At 57.7% G+C, this 22,603-nt stretch carries 15 protein-coding genes and 1 tRNA gene; 8 read left to right on the top strand and 8 right to left on the bottom strand.

Annotation, left to right across the window (positions count from 1 at the left end; translation table 11 throughout):
* Window positions 1-111 precede the first annotated feature (111 nt).
* Complete coding sequence (locus tag VEH04_03805; GenBank protein ID HYG21882.1) at window positions 112-2,331, top strand: multiheme c-type cytochrome; 2,220 nt, start codon at window positions 112-114, stop codon at window positions 2,329-2,331.
* A 108-nt stretch (window positions 2,332-2,439) separates the two neighbouring features.
* Here the strand turns inward: VEH04_03805 and VEH04_03800 are convergent, their stop codons facing one another.
* Window positions 2,440-4,677 (bottom strand): autotransporter-associated beta strand repeat-containing protein, encoded by a 2,238-nt coding sequence (locus VEH04_03800; protein ID HYG21881.1) that lies wholly within the window; start codon window positions 4,675-4,677, stop codon window positions 2,440-2,442.
* Between the two features lie 235 nt (window positions 4,678-4,912).
* Window positions 4,913-6,040, bottom strand: a complete 1,128-nt coding sequence (gene hisC, locus VEH04_03795; protein HYG21880.1) for a histidinol-phosphate transaminase — start codon at window positions 6,038-6,040, stop codon at window positions 4,913-4,915.
* Window positions 6,041-6,363: 323 nt separating this feature from the next.
* Here hisC and VEH04_03790 point away from each other — a divergent pair.
* The 4 genes from VEH04_03790 to msrA all read left to right on the top strand — a co-directional run bounded on the left by VEH04_03790 (window position 6,364) and on the right by msrA (window position 9,778).
* Window positions 6,364-6,440, top strand: a tRNA-Asp gene (locus VEH04_03790).
* A 99-nt stretch (window positions 6,441-6,539) separates the two neighbouring features.
* Complete coding sequence (locus VEH04_03785) at window positions 6,540-8,918, top strand: carboxy terminal-processing peptidase (protein HYG21879.1); 2,379 nt, start codon at window positions 6,540-6,542, stop codon at window positions 8,916-8,918.
* A 2-nt stretch (window positions 8,919-8,920) separates the two neighbouring features.
* On the top strand, window positions 8,921-9,136 hold the full coding sequence (yacG, locus tag VEH04_03780) for a DNA gyrase inhibitor YacG (GenBank protein ID HYG21878.1): 216 nt from the start codon (window positions 8,921-8,923) through the stop codon (window positions 9,134-9,136).
* Window positions 9,137-9,235: 99 nt separating this feature from the next.
* A complete protein-coding gene (gene msrA / locus VEH04_03775; GenBank protein ID HYG21877.1) occupies window positions 9,236-9,778 on the top strand; it encodes a peptide-methionine (S)-S-oxide reductase MsrA in 543 nt (180 codons plus the stop codon).
* An 8-nt stretch (window positions 9,779-9,786) separates the two neighbouring features.
* Here the strand turns inward: msrA and VEH04_03770 are convergent, their stop codons facing one another.
* The 3 genes from VEH04_03770 to efp all read right to left on the bottom strand — a co-directional run bounded on the left by VEH04_03770 (window position 9,787) and on the right by efp (window position 13,450).
* On the bottom strand, window positions 9,787-10,827 hold the full coding sequence (locus tag VEH04_03770) for a UDP-glucose--hexose-1-phosphate uridylyltransferase (protein HYG21876.1): 1,041 nt from the start codon (window positions 10,825-10,827) through the stop codon (window positions 9,787-9,789).
* 175 nt (window positions 10,828-11,002) lie between these two features.
* Complete coding sequence (gene ptsP / locus VEH04_03765; GenBank protein HYG21875.1) at window positions 11,003-12,781, bottom strand: phosphoenolpyruvate--protein phosphotransferase; 1,779 nt, start codon at window positions 12,779-12,781, stop codon at window positions 11,003-11,005.
* A gap of 111 nt (window positions 12,782-12,892) precedes the next feature.
* Window positions 12,893-13,450, bottom strand: a complete 558-nt coding sequence (efp, locus tag VEH04_03760; protein HYG21874.1) for an elongation factor P — start codon at window positions 13,448-13,450, stop codon at window positions 12,893-12,895.
* A 175-nt stretch (window positions 13,451-13,625) separates the two neighbouring features.
* Here efp and treY point away from each other — a divergent pair, with 175 nt between their 5' ends.
* Window positions 13,626-16,328 carry a malto-oligosyltrehalose synthase gene (gene treY / locus VEH04_03755; protein HYG21873.1) on the top strand — a complete coding sequence of 901 codons (2,703 nt, stop codon included), beginning with the start codon at window positions 13,626-13,628 and terminating at the stop codon, window positions 16,326-16,328.
* A 60-nt stretch (window positions 16,329-16,388) separates the two neighbouring features.
* Here the strand turns inward: treY and VEH04_03750 are convergent, their stop codons facing one another.
* From VEH04_03750 to treZ, 3 genes are read right to left on the bottom strand one after another with little or no spacing between them, the layout of a single operon-like run.
* Window positions 16,389-18,455 carry an amylo-alpha-1,6-glucosidase gene (locus tag VEH04_03750; protein HYG21872.1) on the bottom strand — a complete coding sequence of 689 codons (2,067 nt, stop codon included), beginning with the start codon at window positions 18,453-18,455 and terminating at the stop codon, window positions 16,389-16,391.
* 21 nt (window positions 18,456-18,476) lie between these two features.
* Window positions 18,477-18,659, bottom strand: coding sequence for a hypothetical protein (locus VEH04_03745; GenBank protein ID HYG21871.1), 183 nt, complete (start codon window positions 18,657-18,659; stop codon window positions 18,477-18,479).
* The gene (gene treZ, locus VEH04_03740; protein ID HYG21870.1) at window positions 18,649-20,565 is read right to left on the bottom strand and encodes a malto-oligosyltrehalose trehalohydrolase; all 1,917 of its coding nucleotides are present in this window, start codon (window positions 20,563-20,565) and stop codon (window positions 18,649-18,651) included. Before treZ ends, VEH04_03745 begins: the two co-directional genes overlap by 11 nt.
* A 131-nt stretch (window positions 20,566-20,696) precedes the next feature.
* Here treZ and nadC point away from each other — a divergent pair, with 131 nt between their 5' ends.
* Together nadC and VEH04_03730 are read left to right on the top strand one after the other, a co-directional pair.
* Window positions 20,697-21,626: a carboxylating nicotinate-nucleotide diphosphorylase gene (nadC, locus tag VEH04_03735; protein HYG21869.1), complete on the top strand. Its 930-nt coding sequence runs from the start codon at window positions 20,697-20,699 to the stop codon at window positions 21,624-21,626.
* On the top strand, window positions 21,616-22,599 hold the full coding sequence (locus VEH04_03730; GenBank protein HYG21868.1) for a biotin--[acetyl-CoA-carboxylase] ligase: 984 nt from the start codon (window positions 21,616-21,618) through the stop codon (window positions 22,597-22,599). Before nadC ends, VEH04_03730 begins: the two co-directional genes overlap by 11 nt.
* The last annotated feature ends 4 nt before the right edge of the window (window positions 22,600-22,603 follow it).

The raw sequence follows: 22,603 nt of genomic DNA, 5'->3' as shown, positions 1-22,603 counted from the left end.
CAATTAAAAGTCGTTGTTTGACAATAGGCGGATAGTTGGTTTTTCGAACCTGCCTAAGCTCATGCCAGTTCGTGTCTCCTTGACCGCAACCTCTCTATTGAACAATCAACTATGAAACCGAAAACCTGGACCAAACCTGCGTACGCCTTGCTGGCGGCGTGCGCGCTATTTGCCCCTGGAGGCGGGAATGCCATCGCGGCGACCGCCCCCGCCGCGGGCCTGAACGGGCAACTGCAGCTCCGCCCTCTGACGCCGCAAGAAATCAAGGACCATGCCTTGACCGGCCGTCAGACTGCCAGCGGCCTCAACACCATCGGCATTGGACAACCTGCTTACCTCGACGCAGTGGTCAACTCCTCTGTTGCGCCCGCGTCGATAACGAGTGTGACTTGGAACCTCAGCAACAAACCAATCGGTTCGGCTGCAGCCATCACGTCCAGTCCGCTCAGCACCAATGTTCCGGTCTACAAACCCGCGGATCGCCTTGTCCTGCGCGTCGCAGGCCGAGCTGTGCTGGTTCCTGATGTGGTTGGCCAATACACGGTTGTTGCGACGATCAACACAACAACGGGCACGACAAACGTGTCGCAGACCATAACGGCCGCGACATTTCTCGGAGCCCAAACGTGCGCCCTGTGCCATAGCGGCGGCGTCGTCGCCTCGAATACTTTCACGACATGGCAGCAGACGCCCCACGCCACGGCATTCACCCGCAAGATCGATGGCATCGGCGCCCCGACCTTCAACAAGAACTGCGTTTCGTGCCACGTAACCGGCTATGACGCTCACACCAACGCGGTGAATGGCGGATTCGATGACATTGCGGCGTCCGTGAACTGGCAGTTTCCGACATCACTGACGAATGGCAATTGGGCCGCCATGCACAACTCGCTCAAGGGCGCAGCCAATATTCAGTGTGAAAGCTGCCACGGTCCAGGCAGCGAGCACGCGATGAAATTGGGCAACGTTAATTATATTTCCACAAGCTTCAGCGCTGGCGATTGCGCGCAATGCCACGACAGCCTTTCAAAGCATTGGAAAGTGCAGGAGTGGAACAGCTCCGGCCACGCGATCTCGCCCCGCCAAACCGGATCCGGCTGCGTTCGCTGCCATACTGCGGAAGGCTTTGCTCGTTACACGGCTGGAATGCAGCCCATCGGAACCGAATACGAGGCGATCAGTTGCGCCGCCTGCCATGATCCGCACGACGCCAGCAAGCCGCACCAACTCCGCAATGTGGGTCCGATTGCGTTGATGGATAACAAGACTGTGATTAGCGACGCGGGGGCGGGCATGGTTTGCATGAACTGTCACATGAGCCGCCGCGATGCAACCAACTACGTCGAAGTCACGGCGGGAAGCGCCAACTTCGGCCCTCATCATTCACTCCAAACCGACATGTTGATGGGTGTCAACGCGGTCACCTACGGCAAGGACATTCCAAGTTCCGCCCATCGTGATTCTGTCGAAGGAACTTGCGTCACCTGCCATATGCAGCCGATCACCTCGGGTCCGGCATTTACACACGCCGGCGGACACACCTTCCGGCTCGCGTGGGACGGCGGGACGACGAACACGACTGCGGACGACGTCGAAGTCGTAGGCGCCTGCAAACAGTGCCATGGCGAAATCGAAAGCTTCGACTTGCGCCGCCAGGATTATGATGGCGACGGACTCGTTGAAGGCGTTCAAACCGAAGTGCAGGGCATGCTGGCGAAACTCGGAATGCTCCTGCCGCCAGTCGGCACTCCGAAAACTTCGATCAACATCACGGCGAGCTGGACCAAACAGCAGCTGCGCGCCGGATACAATTACAAGTTCGTGCAGGAAGACGGCAGCTTCGGAATTCACAACACGGCCTATGCGGTCGGGCTTCTTAAGGCGTCGATTGCGGATCTCAGCGGAGACGCCAACAACGACGGCCTGGCCGATACATGGCAGACCGCGTATTTCGGATCTGCGACGCACCCGAACGCAGCCCCGAATGCCACACCCTCGGGAGACGGGATTCCGAACTGGCTGAAGTTTGCGCTCGGCTTGAACCCGAATACGTCGGGCGTGGTATTGCCTGACGGCGTTGTCTGGATGAATGCCAATACGCTGGTCAACTCCGAAAACCCGGGCAGCAGCAATGTGAAGATCTACACCGCCGCGGAAGTGGTCTTCGACACGGTCGCTGGCAAGAATTACCAGATTCAGGGTGTCTCTTCGCTGAGTGGCGGATGGCAAAACATCGGATCTCCCATCCCCGGCACGGGGCAATCCGTAAGTTATGTCACTCCCACACGGTCGAACGCACAGATGTTCTTCCGGGTGTCGAGCACGCCTTAAACGCCTGTTGAAACAACAACCCCTTCCCGCGTATGCAGGAAGGGGTTTTTTTATTCGGCCGATCGAGAACGGGAACCTCTTGCGAACCGCGCTGGACCATCGGCTCCGTCATGGAACCGATACGCGATAGAACCTCTGCTTAAACTGGGCTGCGTCGGGGTCGGCAAACGATTCGATCGTTTGGTTGAAGCTGCCATTCGTTAATAAGATCCATGATCCTGTATCAAGGTTCAACGCGAGGTTCGTGCAAGCCCACACGCGATAAGGAAGACCGATACTTCCATTGAATGAGAAACGCACACTGCGATCGGGCAGACGGACGCACTGTGAGATTGCCGGTTGAACGACAAGGTTCGTGGATTCAACGGAAAGGACTCCGTCCACCGCCAGCCTGTTGGTGTTCCATACGAGACCCGAGGCGGGTTCGGGCGGGTGGATGCTGCTGAAGCTGCCGGAATAACTGGCTGCCTTGAACAGCTGGAACGTTTTGCCTGCGGAAAGATTCCCGCTGACATTCAGTTCCAGCGTTCCGCCGCAGGTCAATTCGCTGATGCCGGCAACCTGGTCTGACAACCCTGCGGCACCAACGTCCATGACAGTCTTGCTTCCGTCGGCAAGGGTGACGTTGTTGCTGATCGTCAGGGTGCCGGCGCCATTGCCGGGCGACAACGTTGCGCCCGCTTGCACAGTGACTGCTCCGCCAAGCACTCCGCTTCCACTCAAGGTTCCGGACCCGCTGACAATCAGAGAGTTCGTCCCGAGGGTTCCATTGATCTGCAGTTCCCCTGCGGTAACGGTAGTGGTGCCACTGTAAGAGTTTTGCCCGTTCAGGATCGTGACTCCTGCCGCGCCGGCGCTGATCGATTTCCGAAAACTGCCAGTGCCAGCAATGGGTCCGTTGAACGTCTGCGTCGTTCCCAAGGCATTGAAGGCATTGAGCCGCGTCAATCCAATAGCGCCGTTGTCGATCACAATGGGACGATCAAACACGAAGCTGCCGCCAGACAGCCGCGGGTCGAAAAGATCCGTGGGGTCATTCGCGCCGTCGTTTCGAAACGTGAGCGTGCCCCCGGTGCCTGAGAACGAGCTGTTGGTGAAGTTCAGATCCACAGTTCCAGACGGGCTGGTGGTCGTGATCGCACTGTCACCCGAGACAACAATGGGGTTGCCAAGTGGCGCAGTGTTCACGGATCGGTTCGCTGTGGTGTTCAAAGTGCCGCCCGCGAGCTCGATCGGACCGAAGCCAAGGGTTGATGAACTGCTGATGTTCAGCACCCCGTTACTGACGATCGTGGCGCCAGTATAACTATTGGCCGCTGTCATCGCTATCGTTCCGGGCCCGGTCTTGACCACGACTCCCGGACCGGAAATGACGCTCGAAACTGTCAAAGCGCTTCCGGCTCCGCGATTGAATACAAGCCGGCCATAATTGGTGATGATGCTTCCACTTGGTCCGGCACTTCCGCCCGTGCCGCCATTGCCCACCTGCAGCGTTCCGTCCAGAATGAGAGTTCCGCCGGAAAACGTATTCGCTGCCGTCAAAACCACAGTTCCCGCGGTGCTCTTCGTTAACATCTTTCCGGCGCCTCCGAGCACCGAATGCACGGCGCCACTCCGAAGATCGAATCCATCCTGCGAAACCAACGCAGGCGATCCTGTGTTATTCGTGATCACGCCTCCATCAAGCACGAGCTGGCCAATCACTTCCGGACGATTGTTCAAATTCAACGTCCCGCCCGTCTTGATTGTGACGAGCGCGGAATCCGAAATTTGATTCGACCCTCCCGAAATCAGCACTGTTCCCGCCTCGGCGATTACGAGATCACCGGGGATTGAGGTGACACCCGATGCTTTGTTCAAGGCGAGCGTACCGTCCAATACCCGAGTTTCTCCAGTATAACCATTCGCCGCGCCCTGCAAGACGAACGAACCTGGGCCGGCTTTCACCCACCCGTGCGCCCCCTCCAACGGAACTCGAATCGCCGCGGTGTTATTGATGACTTCGACCGTGGGCACGGTACCGCCCTGACCAAGTGTCAATGATGAGTCACCGGACGCGTTGGTCGTGATGGTCCATCCCGAAGTTCCCGCAAGGTCGCCGAACCTTAATGTTCCAACCTTGCGCGAGGAGCCGAGCGTCACGGTTCTTGTGGCTCCAATATCAAGTGTGCTGAAGTCAGCAACGGCGTTCCCGTCATCAGGAACAACGCTCCCGGACCAATTGACAGGATCGTCCCAGTTCCCGCTGGCATCAGAAATCCAGGTTTGAGCTGTGATGGATGTGATTGAAGAAAACATGACAGCGCCGAAAGCTGACATGACGTGCCGACGAGGTAGCAGTTTCATAGGTGTACTCCCTTATTTCCATAGTTCACCAACGTTTTTGTTGAATGCTCGAAGCTTCCTTGGCCGAAAACAACAACGCGCCCCGGAGGATACCTTGCGTTTGGAATCAGCCGCCTCGAACGCGGGCATCGTCCGCCCGCAGAAAAGAAAGGTCAAGCGAGTTTTTGAAAATCACGCCGACCGAAATGTGCAGATGCGAGAGCGGAAGGATTGCGCAAATGCCCCAGTTCCCCGATCACTGGGTCTTGAGAATGCGTCGCGCCGCCTTGATCAAAGCTTCCGCTTCAGCAGGTGTTCCAATGGTGATCCGCAGGAATGAGCTGACCTCAGGCTGCCTGAACCAGCGCACAAGGACCTTTCGCTCCCGCAAACTCGATAGCCATTGCTCCGCCGGGAATCGGGGAGGCCGCGCGAGAATGAAATTGGTTTGGCTTGGCAAAACCTCAAAGCCGAGTTTCGTCAATTCCGCGCCCAGTTGCTCGCGGGTTCCGCGAATTCGTTTGAAGTTGCTTTGGTAGTAGGCCAGGTCGTCCAGTGTCGCCACCGCGGCAACCTGCCCGAGGCCGTTCACGTTGTAGCTGTCGCGAATCTTGTGCAGCGCTGAAATCAGAACCGGATTTCCCACAACATAGCCCACGCGCTGGAAACAGAGCGAATACGCTTTCGAAAAGGTGCGGGCCACAAGAACGTGCGGGAGCGATAACGCAAGGTCCATCGCGTGTTCATTAGCAAAGTCGACATACGCTTCATCAAGAAGCGTCACGCCTTTTTGAGCACGGCAAAGCCGTTCCAGCTCACTGGTGGAATAGCCGCGTCCACTCGGCGCGTGCGGGGTCGTGATGAGCGTCAAGGCAGCGTTGAACTGCCACACTGCGTTTCTCCGAAGTTCGTGGAGTGAAGGCAAAGAAAAATCCGTCGCAAGCGGAACCGGGTTTCGAAAGCCCCCGTGCGTGTCAGCCAAGACGGAATAAAGGGAGTAGCTTGGGTGAAAATACTGCACGGTCGAACGCGGTGCCGCGACGGTCTGCCGCGTGCGAGAGGTTTTCGGCACGGGTTCGACAAAAGCACGAACTGCCAGCGCCAGGACTTCGTCCGAGCCGTTTCCGACCAGGATGTTTTCAGGAGCGCAGCCATGCATTTTCGCAAGACGCTGCCGCAGGGGATCCGCGGCGGGATTTGGATACAGACGAAGCCGCGAATCGACCGCTTGTTGGACGGCACGGAGCACCCGTGGTGACGGCGGGTACGGGTTCTCGTTTGTGTTCAGCTTGATCAGGTTCCGGATTGCTGGTTGCTCACCTGGTATGTAGGGATGCAGTTGGCGAACCAAAGGCCGGATCAACTTCTCAGTATTGCGCGACATCGAATCCATTTGATGAAAAATCGCCTTTGAAGTCGAGTCGCGGGAACCGCCGGAATACAGGCAAAAACGAACGCGTGTCTTCGCATGAAACTCGTGCAGAGCAACAATTTAGAGCTGGGGGCCAGTTGACAAACCAATCTCCGTTCATACACTTGGGTTGTTCGGGTAGCAGTACGTTTCTTCAGCGGGGTTCCCCACCCCCACCTCCTTGGCGTCTGCTGCCCGAATATTTCCAAGCATGTTCTCGAAGAAGTTTTCACAGAAATTTCCGGCAGCGCGCTTGACGACGAACGAGGATTTCCCTAAGTTCGCGCTCCCCTTGCGGGGGTGTAGCTCAATTGGTTAGAGCGCTGCCCTGTCACGGCAGAGGTTACGGGTTCGAGCCCCGCCACTCCCGCCACTTTCCCGCAAATTGATCGCCCGTGGCGGGCGGAAACTCTGAACACTTCTTGCTGCATTCCGTCCAAGCTATGCTATGGTTTTGCGACTTTTTACAAAAATGATCCATCCCACACTTTTCCGAGCACGCATTTGGCTGCTCGCATTCGTCGGTGCGACCGGACTGTGCTTCTCCGTTGCCGCCGACACTCCGGACACCGTCGCGCCGACCACAAACAGCTGGCGGCTCCCGCGCGCCGAGGCGGAGGATGGCCAGATTGCCTTCTGGACCGCTTACCTCCTCCAGAAATATCACTACTCCCATCAGCCGTTCGACGATCGCATCTCCAGTCAGTTCCTGGACAGCTATCTTGAAGCATTGGACCCGCAACACATGCATTTCCTCCAGTCCGATCTGAACGGCTTCGATCGTTATCGGACGAATCTGGACAACATGCTGGTCACCCGCAGTGGCACGGGCGATGTCAGCCCCGGCTTTGAAGTATTCGGACGCTACATTGAGCGGCTGCGTGAGCGGGTCGAATACGTCGACGAACTGCTCAAGAAGGAAAAGTTCGAGTTCAACACAGACGAGCGCATCGCCGTCGACCGGCGCGAATCACCGTATCCCGCGGATCTCAACGAAGCTCGTGAACTGTGGCGCCAACGGCTGCGATTTGAATACTTGCAGGAGAAATTGACCCTGCAGGATAAGAAGGCCAAAGCCGACAAGGGAGAATCAAAGCCAGACGCCGAGCCTGAAGTCCCGCTGCACGACAAGATTGTCGATACCCTCAGCCATCGCAACACGCGCGCCCTGAAGCGGTTCGCCGACTGGGACAAGAATGACATCCTTGGCATTTACCTGACGGCGCTCAGCCGTGTTTACGATCCGCATTCGGACTATTTCAACCGCACACAGCTCGAACAGTTCAAGATCAGCATGAACCTGCAACTCTTTGGCATTGGAGCAGAACTCCGCGCGGAAGACGGATACTGCAAGGTCGCCAAACTGCTCCCTGGCGGCCCCGCCATGAAGAGCAAGAAAATCAATGCGGAAGATCTCATCGTCGCCGTCGCACAAAGCAACGCAGCGCCCGTGGATGTCGTCGATATGGACCTTACGAAAATCGTCCAGATGATTCGCGGGCCGAAGGGCACCCTGGTCCGGCTCACACTTGCGCCCGCAGGCAAGAAGTCCGAGCGCACGGAAATCACCCTGATCCGCGACGAAATCCCGCTGGAAGACCAGGCAGCCAAGGGACGGATCATCGACATGCCAAATGGCAAGGGCGTTACCCGGCTCGGCGTCATCACCCTTCCTTCGTTCTATGCACCCATGCTGGATGGCTCCGCGGCTGCGCGAAAAGATGTGCTGGGCAAATATACGTCCATCGACGTGGCCAAGCTCCTGTCCAAGTTCAAGCAGGAGAATGTCAAAGGCGTGATTCTGGATCTCCGTTACAACGGTGGAGGATCACTGGAGGAAGCGATCAAGGTGACGGGATTGTTCATCAAGGAAGGCCCCGTCGTGCAGGTCCGTGACATGGACGGTACAGTTCAGGTGGACAAAGACACAGACTCATCCGTGGCCTACGACGGACCACTCATCGTCTTCACGAGCCGCTTCAGCGCTTCCGCATCCGAGATCGTCGCGGGAGCTTTGCAGGATTATGGACGAGCCCTGATCGTGGGCGACATCTCGACTCACGGCAAGGGCACGGTCCAGACTGTCCAGTCCTTGCGGCCGCTCATGCGCCTTAGCGAAACAGATCCTGAACCTGGCGCATTAAAGTTCACCATCCGCAAGTTTTACCGCGCCAGCGGAGGCTCCACGCAATTGGAAGGTGTCAATCCCGACATCGTGCTGCCATCGCGCTTCAACTACTCGAAAGACATCGGAGAGCGGGCCCTCGACAATCCGATGCCGTGGGACGAAATCAGCAGTGCGAAATACACGCCAGTCAATACGGTCCAACCGTACCTGGCGGAACTGCTTAAACGCTTCACGCATAGAATCTCCACAAATCAGGATTTTGTTTACATCCGCGAGGATATTGAAGAATACCGCAAGGCGCAGGCCGATCGGACCATCTCTCTCAACGAGCAGCAGCGGATCAAGGAGCAGGAAGAAGCTGAGCAGCGGCAGAAAGCGCGAGACAAGGAACTCCGGGCGCGCAAGGAATCCGAAGAGAAAGTCTACGAATTGACACTCAAGCAAGCCGAACTTCCAGGCCTGCCTGCCCCGCTCCAAAAGACAAACACCGTTGCCAGTGCTGAGCTGGACGAAATGATGGAACTGAGCGCGGCGCTCGGAGATCACGTTGCGAAAGACGACGAGGACGACGAAGAGAAGCTTCTGACATTTGACTGGAACGCAGCGTATCTGCAGGAAGCGCAACGCATCATGGTTGACTATCTCGACCTGCTGGCGAAACCGAGCCCGATTGCGGCAAATCAGCGCGAGTTGAATCCCGCCATTTCCACCGATCGCAATTGAAAATGCAGGTGCGCTGCCCCCATTGCAGGCGTGTTGGGAACTGGCTCGAGGCAAAATCGGCGCCATTTTGTTCGTCCCGATGCAAGCTCCTGGATTTAGGCAAGTGGCTGAACCAGGAACATGCAATCTCGAGTCCCTTGCGAGAAGAAAACCTGTCGCAGTTGGAAACGTCCGGTACAGAAATGACCGGCTTAGATGGAACCAACGATACCGCTTAGCCGTAACCAATGAATACATTTACCGCATGGGCCGTCCGCTGCCTGCTGCTTTTCTTTTTTCTGGGGATGGCTGCAAACCATCCGGCCCGGGGTCAACTTATGAATACGAACCAAGTGGAAACTATTGTTTTGGGAGGCGGCTGCTTCTGGTGTGTGGAGGCCGTTTTTCAGAAGGTTCCTGGCGTCAAATCGATTGTGAGTGGCTATTCCGGGGGGAAGACACCGAACCCAACGTATGAGCAGGTATGTTCAGGAACAACAGGCCATGCCGAGGTGGTGCAGGTGGGATACGACCAGGCCGTGCTGTCTCTGGAACGGCTGCTCGTTCATTTCTGGGATGCCCACGATCCCACCACTTTGAACCGGCAGGGAGCGGATGTCGGAACGCAATATCGTTCAGTCATCTACTACAACAACGACCAGCAAAAGGCCGTCGTTGAAAAGTCGAAAACGGAGGCGCAGAGCCGCTTCCGCGATCCAATCGTCACCCAGATCGCACCCTTGGAGAAATTTTACCGCGCTGAGGATTATCACCAGAATTACTACAACAACAATCCGGACAAGGGCTATAGTCGCGCCGTCATCAAGCCCAAGGTCGACAAGGTCGAAAAGACGCTGAAAGCCACTCCACAGCCGAAGTAGCAGGTTTGCTATCGGGCGGCTTTGAAATGCCGGAGTGAAGTCTCGCGCAGACGAACTGCCGCCTGTTCGGGGGTGAGATCCCGTTGCGGCTCGGCGAGCATCTCGTAACCGACCATGAACTTCTTAACGGTCGCCGAACGCAGCAAGGGCGGATAAAAATGGGCGTGTAACTGCCATCCCTCGTATTGTTCGCCGCCCGTCGGAGCCCCGTGCCATCCCATTGAGTAAGGGAAACTCGTTTCGAATAAATTGTCGTAGCGCGTCAGGCTGCGTTTCAGAATCTCCGCAAGGCTTCGTCGTTCCAGCGACGTCAACTCAGGCAATCGCTGCACCGATCGCAATGGCATCAGCAACAACTCGTATGGCCACACTGCCCAGTACGGCACCACCATCAGCCAGTGATCGTTTGCTTCGATGACCCGTTCGCCCGACTTTATTTCCGCCTCGGCATAGTCGATGAGCAACGGAGCTCCGTGCTTTCGCATGTATTCGCCCTGCGTTGTGATTTCCGGAGCGACGAGGCGTGGAATGAAATCGCCAGCCCATATTTGGCCATGCGGATGCGGGTTTGAACAACCCATCACCGCTCCTTTGTTTTCGAAGATCTGAACCCATCGGTATTTCTCCCCCAGTTCGTTGATCTGCGCCGCCCACACGTCCACCACGCCTGCAATATCATCGACGGCCATTTCCGGGAGCGTGAGATCGTGACGAGGCGAAAAACAGATCACGCGGCACTCGCCTTGAACGGGCTTTGAGACAAACAACCTGTGCCCTTCCACCGTTTCGGGAGGCGTGTCGGGCAGCAACGCAGCGAAATCGTTTCGGAAGACATACGGCCGAGTATACGCGGGATTGCGGGCATCCCCGGCCCGTTGATTTCCAGGACAGAGATAACACTGCGGATCATAAGCTGGCCGCGTTTCCGCCGAGCCCGCTTCGCGCTGCCCCTGCCAGGGACGCTGTGTTCGATGAGGAGAAACAAGAACCCAATCGCCGCTCAAGAGGTCGAATCGGCGATGCGGGTGAAGGTTTGGATCAAAGTTCACGGGTTAATATAGCTTCCACCTTGCACATGTGCTGAGCGGCTGCATCAGGATCAGACGAAGGCCGCGCGAGACCGGGTGGTGTTCAATCCCCGCGCACGAACGGCTGCGAATTGAAGAAAGGAATCGGCGCCAGGGCAATGCAAAAGCCGTCACCCGTTCGGGTCCGCAAACAGAATCAAAGCTTGTTTTCAAACAGACTGGGTGCCGCCTCGCGGGCGAGGGCCTGGCACCGTGCAAGAATTTCAGCCGCGGACTCGCAACTCAGGGCGAACTCTGCAAGCGCCTGAGCCTCTGTGAGCTTCAGCCGGCGGATCATGAACTTAATCTGAGAAACCACTGGTGGTGCGACGCTCAGTTCATCGACTCCAAGCCCCAGCAGCAACGGCGTCAATACAGGATCGCCTGCCATTTCGCCGCAAACACTGACCAGAATCTTCTCCTTACGCGCTGCGTCGACCGTCAGTTTGATCAACCGAATGATCGCCGGATGCGTCGGCTCATAGAGGTGCGCGATCTTTTCATTCATCCGATCGACGGCGAGCGAATACTGAATCAGGTCATTCGTGCCAATGCTGAAAAAGCGCGCCCGCTTTGCCAGCGAATCCGCGATCAGCGCCGCCGAGGGAATCTCAATCATTGCACCAATCTCAATGTGCTCGTCAAAGGCCACCCCTTCGGCGCGCAGTTCCGCCTTGTATTCCTCGACCAAGGCGTTCGCTTGGTTCAATTCGTCCAGGCCGCAGATCATCGGATACATCATTCGCACGTTGCCGTGGGCACTGGCCCGCAAAATGGCGCGCAACTGGTTTCGAAAAATATCACGTTCCTGAAGGCAGAAACGAATGGCCCGCCAGCCGAGAAACGGATTCATCTCGGTCGGCACCTGCAAATGCGACAAAAACTTGTCCCCGCCGAGGTCGAATGTCCGGACGACCACTGAATGCGGCTTCAGGCTCTCGGCAACTGTTCGATAGGCCTGATACTGTTCCTCCTCCGTGGGCAGGCAGTCGCGGTTGATAAAGAGATACTCCGTGCGAAACAATCCCACCCCTTCAGCGCCATTCGCTGTAACGGCTTCGGCATCGGAGGCCTGTTCGATGTTCGCCGAAAGAAAGACGCGGTGGCCATCGAGCGTCACGGCCGGCTTCAACAGAATGTCGCGCAGTTTCTCCTGCAGGGTCACCTGCTTCCGAATCAGCTGCCCATACTCGAACAGCGTCTGGTCTGTTGGATTGACAATGACGATTCCATTAAAGCCATCCAGAAGCGCATACTGACCTGATTCCAATTGCTCACTGGCGCCCTTCAATCCAACTACCGCGGGAATGCGCAGGGAACGCGCCATGATGGCGGTGTGCGAGGTTCGGCTTCCGATATCTGTCGCGAAACCGAGAACCTTGCTGCGATCCAATTGCGCCGTGTTAGACGGTGTCAGATCGTGGCTGATGACGATGCAGGGCTCCTTGAGATGCTTCAAGTCCGCATGATCCTGGTGCCCCATCAGGTTGTTCAATACGCGATTGGTAACATCGCGCATGTCCGTTGCGCGCTCACGCAGGTAATCGTCTTCGATCGCCGCAAGCGTCGCAGCATAGCGCTCTGCCACCGTATGAAATGCAAACTCCGCATTCACCTTGTCCCGATTAACCAGCCTCACGACCTCGTCGATGAGCGTGCGGTCCTCGAGGACAAGCAGGTGCGCGTCAAAAATGCTCCCTTCCGACGCTCCCATTGCGTCGCTGACACGGCGCTGCACCTCGAGCAATTCCTGCCGCGTCTGCACGAGCGCGCGTTCGAGCCGGCTGACTTCCTCGGCAAGCTCCGCGGGGTCGACAGGGCGCCGGCCGATGGAGTGGGTCGATTTGCCGAAAACGAGGATTTTCCCGCGGCACACGCCGGCTGACACAGGTATTCCCCTGAAGACCTGTTCACCTTTGTGGAGCGGCTCGACCATGCGGGCAGGATTAGCTGAAAGAAACTGTGATGAAAAGCAATTCTTGGGTTGGCGGAAAAAGGAAGCCCGCCAACAGGCGGGCTTGCAATCCTGGCTGATCCAGCAGCGAAATCAGGCGCGTTCCATGTACTTCCCGGTGCGGGTATCGATTTTGAGCTTTTCGCCCGTTTTGATGAAGAGCGGCACCTGAACGGTAATTCCCGTTTCCAATGTGACGGGCTTCTGCACGTTGTTCGCCGAATCACCACGAATCCCCTCGGGTGCATCCGTAACGGTCAGGACAACGCTCGACGGCAGCTCGATCGAAACCGCCTTTTCTTCGACAAACGTCACGGTGACCGACGCATTCTCAACCAGGTAATCCTTTGCGTCGCCGACGAGTTCAGGAGTCAGCGTGACGGTCTCGTATGTCTCTGGATTGGTGAAAACGTAGTCCTGGCCATCCTTGTAGCTGAATTCCATCTTCGTTGTGATCATCGGAATCGGCTCAATCCGCTCGGTCGAGCTCAGGCGGATGTCCGAGGACTTTCCCGTGCGGATGCTGCGAAGGGTCGCCTGAACGAAGGCGCGGAGGTTTCCAGGGGTGCGGTGCTGGAAATCGAGGACGACGCAGATGTCGCCGTTGTAATTGATCGCCATCCCGCGTCGAAGGTCGTTTGCTGTTGCCATAATCGAGGTCTGTAAAACGTAACTTGGTTCCGCGCCGGTCTGCCGGAACGGGAGCCGAGCAAAGTAGCGAACGGCCCCGGGAAAGCAAGTGCTCATTTCAGTGTTTTCCCTCGCAAAGGTAGGTGTTTTGTCCAGTGTCAAAGGACCGGCAGGCCGGGAAACTTTCGGCGGCGTCATGAACACGGCTCCGCGTCCCAGCACAATCTCGAAAGTTCCATCTGCAACCTACCGGCTGCAGTTCAATCGCGAATTCACCCTCGAAAGCGCCACAGCAATTCTCACTTACCTGCGCGAACTGGGAATATCCGACATCTACGCCTCACCGCTCTTCCAGGCAGGACCAGAAAGCACCCATGGCTACGATGTCTGCTGTTTCACGGCCATCAACGCCAGCGTCGGCACGGAAGAACAGTTCGGCGATTTTACCCGTGCTCGAAAGGCAAACGGCCTCGGCATGGTGCTGGACATGGTTCCCAACCATATGGGCGCCGCGCTGTCCAACGGCTGGTGGCTCGATGTGCTCGAGAATGGCCACGAATCCCGATATGCCGCGTTCTTTGACATCGACTGGAATCCCCCAAATCGGTCATTGCGGAACAAGGTCCTGCTGCCCGTATTGGGCGACCATTACGGCAAAGTCCTGGAACGCGGAGAACTGCAGTTGAAGGGGAACAACGGCCGTATATCCCTCGCTTATTTTGAGCACGAGTTTCCCATTCGGAAGTCAACCATTCCGCCGAAATTGGCGGCAGCAATTCAGGCGGGCGACGTCGCTGCTGTAAACGCGTTGCTGCGGGAACTGAACGGACAGCCGGACCGCCCCAAATCCTTCGATGACCTGCACCACATTCTCGATCAACAGGCGTATCGCCTCGCGTTCTGGCGCGTCGGCTCCGAGGAAATCAACTATCGCCGATTCTTCGACGTCACCCAACTGGTGGGATTGCGAATGGAGGAACTCGAAGTTTTCGCCGCCACACACGAAGTGGTTTTCAGATGGCTTCGCGAAGGTGCGATCACGGGTCTGCGCATCGATCACCCGGATGGGCTTCGCGATCCGCGCGAATATTTCCGCCGATTGCAAACGGGTAACGCCGAATGCCACGGCTCCGAGGGCGGGCCTCTTTACGTCGTTGCTGAAAAGATCCTCTCAGGCGACGAGCGCCTGCCGAAAGATTGGCCTGTGGCCGGAACCACGGGATACGATTTCCTGAACCGGCTGAATGGCGTGTTCGTGGATGCAAGCAACGAAGCGCGCATGACGGAACTCTACGAGAACTTCTGTTCCGGGCAGGACAGCGCTGTTCTCACCGATTTTCCTGCTCTTGTGCGACGGAGCAAAAAGCAGATCCTGGAGTTGTCGTTGACGAGCGAGTGGGAATCTCTTGCACGACGCCTCCACGCCGTCGCCAGTGTCAGCCGCGGCGGACGGGATTTGACGCTCAAGCAATGCCGTTCCGTGCTGAACGAGATGATCGCCGCATTTCCCGTGTACCGCACGTATTTAACCAAGGGCGACTCTGCGCCTGGACCGCAAGACCTTGCTGTCATTCGTGCCGCATTTGACGAAGCCCGTCAGCAGCGCAGCGGACCCAGCGCTGATGTTCTCGGCTTTCTGGAGGGGTTGCTCACCCTTGAATTGTTGCCGTCGACGGATTCGGCTGCACAGGAATCAGCCTGGGAATTCATTCTGCGTTTCCAACAACTCACTGGACCCGTGATGGCGAAGGGCCTCGAGGATACTGCCTTCTATAACTTCAACCGTTTGATTTCGTTGAACGAAGTCGGCGGCGAACCTGGCCGTTTCGGCTGCAGCGTCGACGCATTTCACGAAGCGAACCGCCATGCCGCGGAACACTGGCCGCATACGTTGCTGGCAACTTCCACGCACGATACAAAACGGGGCGAGGACGCGCGCGCGCGCATCAATATTTTGTCGGAACTCACGGACGAGTGGGCTGAAATCGCACTTCGCTGGCGCAAGCTGAATTGGAGGTGGAAGCAGCGCGTCGGCGACCAACCTGCGCCATCTGCCAATGATGAATATCTGCTCCTGCAAAGCCTTGTTGGGGCGTTTCCCGAAGAAGAATGTGAGCTCGATTCGTTTCGCGATCGCACGAAGGCCTTCGCCCTCAAAGCACTTCGTGAGGCCAAGACGAATACGAATTGGCTCGAGCCGAACATCGATTACGAAACTGCCGTCGAGGCATTCATTAATGCCATTCTCTCGAAGTCTGCGGATAACGTGTTTCTGTTGGAGCTTCGGGAGTTTGCTGCGCGGGTCGCATTTTTCGGGAGGGTCAATTCCCTCAGTCAAACTGTCTTGAAACTCGCCTCGCCTGGAGTGCCGGATATTTACCAGGGAACTGAACTTTGGGATTTCAGTTTCGTCGATCCGGATAATCGCCGGGCCGTTGACTTCGACCTTCGTCAACGATTACTGGGGGACTTGAGACAATCGTTCAGAGACGGGGCGACAATCCCGGAAGTTGATGCGTCGGCTCGAGCCAAGCTCTTTGTGACCTGGCGTGCATTGGATCTGCGTCAACGCGCACGCGAGCTGTTCGCGCAGGGTTCATACGTTCCGCTGAAAGGTGTTGGACCGCTCGAAGGCCATGTATGCGCCTTCGCCCGCAGGCACGGCAGACGGAGTCTCATCGCAGTGGTTCCTCGCCTTGTTGCGAAACTTACAGCTGGCCGCGAAGTCCCTCCGTTGGGAGACCTCTGGCAGGACACTTTCCTCACGTTGCCGGGCGATCTGAATCTCCGCTATCGCAACGTGTTCACTGGAGAGGTGTTGAACGCGGAGAAAGCTCTCGCGATTAGCGCCGTGCTGCGGCGTTTCCCCGTTGCGCTGCTCGAATCGGCCGACGTGTAAGCTGCGGCCTTCTATGATCTCTGCTGCATCAGCAATCCGGGACTTTTGACACCTTCCTGGTCATTTTGTAACTGCCTCGCCTGGGTCCGATGTTTTCACCCAGCATCGCAATACTTCCGCCACGCTCCACGCCTGCGCGATGCATCCGCGGGGCGTAAACGGCTCTTCGGCGTCAAACACTTCGTTGATGGATCCGACGCACCCCGCATTCAAATGCGCGGCAAAACCCTTCAGGAACTCACGCGCTCCGCGGCGATCGTCCGGGTGCACTTTCAACCAGGCGTCAATGAAGGGTCCAATCAGCCATGCCCAGACGGTCCCCTGGTGGTAAGCTGCATCGCGTGCCCGCAGATCGCCAAAGTATTTCGATTTGTAATCGGGGTGGTCGGAGCTTAGCGAGCGAAGGCCCACTGGCGTGACAAGATTTCGTTCAACGGCTTCCAGAACGGCCTTCCAGCGTGACTGTTCCAGGACGGCGTGAGTCAGCGAAAACGCGAGCAGCTGATTCGGCCGGCATGCGGGATCATTCCCCTGCTCGCCGTCAATGACATCGTAAAGATGGTTCCGTTCCGCGCACCAAAACCGTTGGTTGAACGATTCACGCGCTTGCTTTGCATGCCCCGCGTACCGTTCCGCCTTTTCTATCTCGCCTTCCTCCGCGAGCCAGCCCGCAAGAAGGCACAGCGCGTTGTACCACAGACCGTTGATCTCGACCGCCTTGCCACGGCGGGGAGTCACCACCCAATCCTCTACCTTCGCATCCATCCACGTGAGCTGATACCCAGGGGCTCCCTGCCGCAGCAGGCCGTCATTGGGATCGACTCCTATCCCGAACCGCGTGCCGCGCAAATGATGCTCCGCGACATCCATCAGCTTGGGCAGAATATGCCGCAGGGTGTCCCGATCGCCCGTGATCTCAACGTATCGGTGGACCGCGTGAAAGAACCACAGCGTCGCATCGGCGGTGTGATACAATCCCTGGTTCGCGCCTTCTGGAAACAAATTAGGGATCAAGCCTTCGCGCGTGTAATGCGCAAAGGTTCGCAAGATCCAGCCCGCCTCGACCTGCCGTCCCGTCGTGAGCGTCAATCCCTCCAGGCTGATCATGGTGTCGCGTCCCCAATCGGTGAACCAATGGTAACCCGCGATCACAGTCCGCACCTCGTCACCCGCGGCGCGGGCACGGGCGGAATCCTGAAGGCGTCCAACAGGTTCGATGATGAATTGGTCTGCAGCGAGCACAAGGTCTGCAGCGGGGGGATCCTGCGCCTTTGGATGCGCCATTCGAATCAACCGCGCCCTGCGCTGAAGATAAAAATCCACGGCCTCCTCCGGCGACAACGCAAGCATGGCGTGCCACGGCTCTGTCGAGGCAATCAAGGTCACCGATTTCTGGGGGTGCAGCTGAACACTGAAATTGCCGGGACTCCATAATTTCCCCTTAGCCTCATAACCACGCTCCGCATCGCGCTGATAAAAAATCTCACGCGGTGCTCCGCCGTCGTAGGTGAATGGTGCCCCGTCGACGCCGCGCAGCACGAATCGCAATGGAGGAACGGGATCGCCCGCGTGCACTTCGAATCTGCCGTTCTCCACTTGCAACCGATAATCCCGCCGCGGCGCTTCGCTCACAGAATGCTCGTGCCCGCGAAAATGCATGGCAGGCCGCAACTCAAGTTTCAGGCCGGAGTGCTCGCTCAGGAGGCGATAGCCGACGTGAACCGTGTTCTGTCCCTGAAGCAGGACGAGATGCTTTTCGATGACGATTGATCCCACCTGGTATCTCCAGATGGGCATCTGGTTTTCGAGACGAAACTCCGTGATGCAGGAAAATGGACAATCAGAAGGATCAGCTTCCGGCGCAGTTTCCACGCCGCCGAGCAGCACGCGCTTTCCATCGGGCGTGATGACGGTTTCGGAAAGGTGATTCAACATCACCACGCGTCCAAGCGGCGCTGGGAGAGCCGCAATCAGCAACCCGTGATACCGCCAGGTCACCGCGCCGGAAACAGTCCCAGATGCATAACCGCCCAGGCCGTTGGTAACCAGCCATTCCTGGTTCAGAAACCTTCGTGCTTCGTCGGGATGCGCAGCATCCAATTCTATTCGGCGGATCAATTTCTGCATGCGTTTCGCTGTGCCGACACATCAGAAACCGGAACCGAGGCGCAGCTTCAGCCGGCGCGATTTGACAGGCGTTGGAAGGCTTGCAGAACGGCTCGATGGCGTAATGCTGCGAAAGAACCCGTTGGCGATCCGCGTCACGCCTTCGCCCCTGCGGTCGGAGACAAGCGATGAAAGGGCTCTCTGGAAGTCTATTTCAAGTGTCATGGGCAACGTCCTTTCGCGGTCCCAGCAACACTGCAGCCTGCCCGGGAATGCACCAGCCATTCTCCGTTTGCAGGGACGGTGTGCCCGAACCGCCGTATTTTGGATTCTCACTCGACCACATCAAATGCCATTCGCCCTCTGCGGGCGGGGCAACCAGCGGATCTGACAAGGATGGCAGCTGCAGATCCCTGCCGAAGTTAACCAACAGGAGCCTGTCGGCACCTCCCTCGCCAAAAAATCTCAACAAGAATGCTTCAGATCCAATCACCGCTCCATCCACTCCACCGGCCCGTGGAAGGCTTAGAACCGGGTCCTCGCGACGCAGCCGCAACAGATCCCGGTGAAGCGTGTAAACCGGCGCATTCCGTTCGCGTTCGCTCAGGTCCAGGCGGCAGCGCGCGAATGTCTCTTCGGCCTGTGGATCCGTCAGGAAGGCGGTTGATTCCGCGGAGGCAACACTTGGAAATTGCTCGACGAATTTCTTCCGACCTTCCGCAACGCAGCGCGCCAGCTCGGGATTGTGGTCCGCGAAATAAAGAAAAGGCGCCGACGCTGCGAATTCCTGTCCCTGGAACAACATCGGTGTTCCCGGTCCAAGCAGCAGTAACGCCGTCATCGCCCGAAGCTTGCCCGGGCTTGTCAACTGGTGCACGCGCATTCCCCGCAGGGAATTCGCCACCTGATCGTGGTTCTCGATGAACGTGACGAACTGGTTCGGATGCAGCCCGCGCGCCGATGCGCCGCGATTCTTCTTCTGCCACGAATACCACTGTCCCTGATACAGGTAGCCGTGCTTCGCAGTTGAGATGAATTCCTGCGGTGTTCCCGAATAATCGCTGTAATAAGCCTCTTTGCGGCCCGTCAACGCGATCCGTGCGGCGTGATGAAAATCATCATTCCACAGGGCATCAACGCCATGTCCGCCTTTGTCCTGTGAGAGCGCCATCCATGCATCCTGGGATTCGTTTTCAGCGACGATGAAGGTTGCACGATGTGGCGCCGCTTCTCTCACCCTCCGTGCAAGCGCAGCTATCACGTGGTCTTCCGAGCTGTCGAAAATTTGCTGAGTCGCATCCAGCCGCAGGCCGTCGAAGTGGAACTCGTCAATCCAGTATCCGGCATTCGCGATGAAAAACTCACGGACCGGCCCGCTGTCAGGGCCATCGAAGTTCAGCGGCTCACCCCATTCGTTGGCGTAGCGATCCGTAAAGTAATCGTTCGAGAATTCCTTGAGATAGTTTCCATCAGGTCCGAGGTGATTGTAAACGACGTCAAGTATCACGCTCAACCCGAGTTCGTGCGCGCGATTCACAAACCGCCGCAAGTCGTCTGGCTCGCCGTATAAATGCGTGGGTGCGAAAAGCCCCACTCCATCGTATCCCCAGCCAAAACGTCCGGGAAACTCAGCAACCGGCATCAATTCCACCGTGGTAATTCCAAGTCCTGCCAGTTCCTGCAACTCACCCAGAGCCCCGGCAAGAGTACCGTCAGGCGAGAAGGTTCCAATGTGCAATTCGTAAATGACATGCCCTTCACGGCCACGTCCTTTCCAGGCGGAGTCCGTCCAATGAAACAATCCGGGATCGATAACCTGTGAAGCACCGTGCGGCCCCTCAGGCTGGAATCGCGATGCAGGATCTGGAAAAACTCCAGAGTCGAGCTGTATCTTGTAGAGCATGCCGGCAGCGGCTTCCTCGATCAGTCCGGAAAAGTATCCTGTCCCTTCTGCCTCCAGCTCGACAGAGGTTGCTTCCAGTTCGGGCTGATCGTTGCCGAATTTGACTGCAACAAATTGGGATTTGGGCGCCCAAACGCGAAAATGAACACCGCCTCCCGGCCGCACCTCTGCCCCCACAGGCAATCTGCGATGCACCGGCAACCGCACGCCATCGCCACGCTCGCCCATGGCGCGCGAAGGTCCTGGCGAATGGAGCTGTATGTCGCGGGTTTTCACGAGCGCGACCAGTCTAAGTTCTGCGCCTGCTCGAGGAAGGGGGAATTACCCCCAACACGGTAGCGCCGGCTTCCAAACATGCTGTGCCAACAATTGACTTTCGCGCGTTCAAGGGTTTGGGCCATGCTCGGCCAGTGCAACCGCTGGATCCTGATGACATTAATTCTGCCGTGCGCGAAGCCCTCGCAGAGGACATTGGCCACGGCGACGCCACAACGCTGGCAACGGTTCCGGCCGATGCCGTGGCTTCCGCTGTGATGCGCGCCCGCGAACCGCTCACTGTTGCGGGATTAGCCTTGGCCGAGACAGCCTTTCGCCAGCAGCCCGGATCCCTGCAGATTGAGAAACACGTGCAGGATGGCGCGCACATCGAGGCAGGCGCGGTTCTCCTGAGCCTCTCCGGCACGGCTCGATCGATCCTGACGGGCGAGCGGATCGCGCTGAATTTTGTGCAACGGCTCTCGGGTATCGCGACGCTCACGGACCGATTCGTGCGGGCGGTCGAGGGAACGCACGCGCACATTCTCGACACGCGCAAAACAACCCCGGGCTGGCGGCGATTTGAGAAATACGCCGTTGCATGCGGCGGCGGGAGGAATCACCGCTTCGGACTGTTCGACATGGTTCTCATCAAGGATAACCATCTCGCAGCGGTCGGACAGACGGAGGGAAACGCTGTCGCCGCAGCCATTCAACGGGCTCGCAAGGCTTATCCAAACCTCAAGGTGGAAGTGGAAGCCGATACGCTGGAGCAGGTGGCGGAGGCCGCAGCAGCAAACGCGGACATCGTTCTCCTCGACAACATGGCGCCGGAAATCCTTCGCGCAGCGGTGGAGATATGCCGCGGCGTTTGCCAGACGGAGGCGAGCGGCGGCGTGAACCTCGGAACAGTGCGCGCCATTGCGGAGACAGGTGTCGATTTCATTTCTGTTGGCGCCCTCACACATTCCGCGCGGGCTGTCGACATCGGCCTGGACTTCGTAACACAACCGACACGCCCGCGTGACCACTGACGCCAAAATCCTCCACGCGTTGCGCGAGGCTTCCAACGGCTCGGTTTCGGGGGCCGAGTTGTCGCAGAAACTCGGAATCAGCCGCGCTGCCATCTGGGCCCGAATCGAGGAACTCCGGAAGCTGGGCTACGAAATCGAGGCGAGCCCGCACCTCGGATATCACCTGACCAGCTCTCCCGATTCACTTCACGCGGACGATTTGATGGCGCGGCTTGGAAAGGAAACGATCGTCGGCCGGCATATCCAGGTGTTTCAGGAAACAACGTCCACCAATGACATCATCGAGAAACTCGCGCGTGATGGCGTCCGGGAAGGCGCCGTGGTGTTCGCCGAATCGCAGACCCGCGGCCGCGGACGGCTCGGCAGGCGCTGGATGTCACCTCGTGGAAAAGGACTATGGTTCTCTGTGTTGCTCCGACCGAAGTTGCGACCTCAACAGACGACGCAGTTGACCGTTGCTGCCGCCACAGCGCTGGCGCGTGCGATCCGCATGGAGACGGGACTGAAGCCGGATATCAAATGGCCAAACGATATTTTGATCCGGAAAAAGAAAGTGTCGGGAATTCTTACTGAACTTAACGCCGAGCTGGATCAGGTGAAATATGTCATCCTGGGAATTGGCGTGGACGTAAATCTCGCCACTGAAGAATTCCCACCCGACCTTGGCGCGGTGGCAACGTCGCTGCGTGCGGAGGCGGGCGGACGCCTGATATCGCGTGCCGGATTGGCCGTGGCAATCCTTCGCGAGCTCGACCGCGATTACACCCGAATTTGCGCCGGGCAATTTGCCGCGGTCGCGGATGAGTGGGAATCTCAATGCACCACCATCGGGCAGAACGTTCGCATCGCCATGGGATCCCGACAGATCCGCGGACGCGCCGAATCCCTGAGCGCGGAAGGAGCGTTGCTCGTCCGATCCGAGCACGGCCACCTGGAACCCATCATCGGTGGAGACGTGACGCTGGAGAAATAGACGC

The sequence above is a fragment of the Verrucomicrobiia bacterium genome (assembly GCA_035629175.1).
Lineage (GTDB): Bacteria > Verrucomicrobiota > Verrucomicrobiia > Limisphaerales > DASXHY01 > DASXHY01.
This window is presented reverse-complemented; position numbering and strand designations above follow the sequence as displayed.

Excerpts from the sequence above, each read along its gene's own strand:
- VEH04_03805 (HYG21882.1), top strand. The coding sequence starts at position 112 with ATGAAACCGAAAACCTGGACCAAACCTGCGTACGCCTTGCTGGCGGCG.
- VEH04_03800 (HYG21881.1), bottom strand. The coding sequence starts at position 4,677 with ATGAAACTGCTACCTCGTCGGCACGTCATGTCAGCTTTCGGCGCTGTC.
- hisC (HYG21880.1), bottom strand. The coding sequence starts at position 6,040 with ATGTCGCGCAATACTGAGAAGTTGATCCGGCCTTTGGTTCGCCAACTG.
- VEH04_03785 (HYG21879.1), top strand. The coding sequence starts at position 6,540 with ATGATCCATCCCACACTTTTCCGAGCACGCATTTGGCTGCTCGCATTC.
- yacG (HYG21878.1), top strand. The coding sequence starts at position 8,921 with ATGCAGGTGCGCTGCCCCCATTGCAGGCGTGTTGGGAACTGGCTCGAG.
- msrA (HYG21877.1), top strand. The coding sequence starts at position 9,236 with ATGAATACGAACCAAGTGGAAACTATTGTTTTGGGAGGCGGCTGCTTC.
- ptsP (HYG21875.1), bottom strand. The coding sequence starts at position 12,781 with ATGGTCGAGCCGCTCCACAAAGGTGAACAGGTCTTCAGGGGAATACCT.
- efp (HYG21874.1), bottom strand. The coding sequence starts at position 13,450 with ATGGCAACAGCAAACGACCTTCGACGCGGGATGGCGATCAATTACAAC.
- treY (HYG21873.1), top strand. The coding sequence starts at position 13,626 with ATGAACACGGCTCCGCGTCCCAGCACAATCTCGAAAGTTCCATCTGCA.
- VEH04_03750 (HYG21872.1), bottom strand. The coding sequence starts at position 18,455 with ATGCAGAAATTGATCCGCCGAATAGAATTGGATGCTGCGCATCCCGAC.
- VEH04_03745 (HYG21871.1), bottom strand. The coding sequence starts at position 18,659 with ATGACACTTGAAATAGACTTCCAGAGAGCCCTTTCATCGCTTGTCTCC.
- treZ (HYG21870.1), bottom strand. The coding sequence starts at position 20,565 with ATGGGCGAGCGTGGCGATGGCGTGCGGTTGCCGGTGCATCGCAGATTG.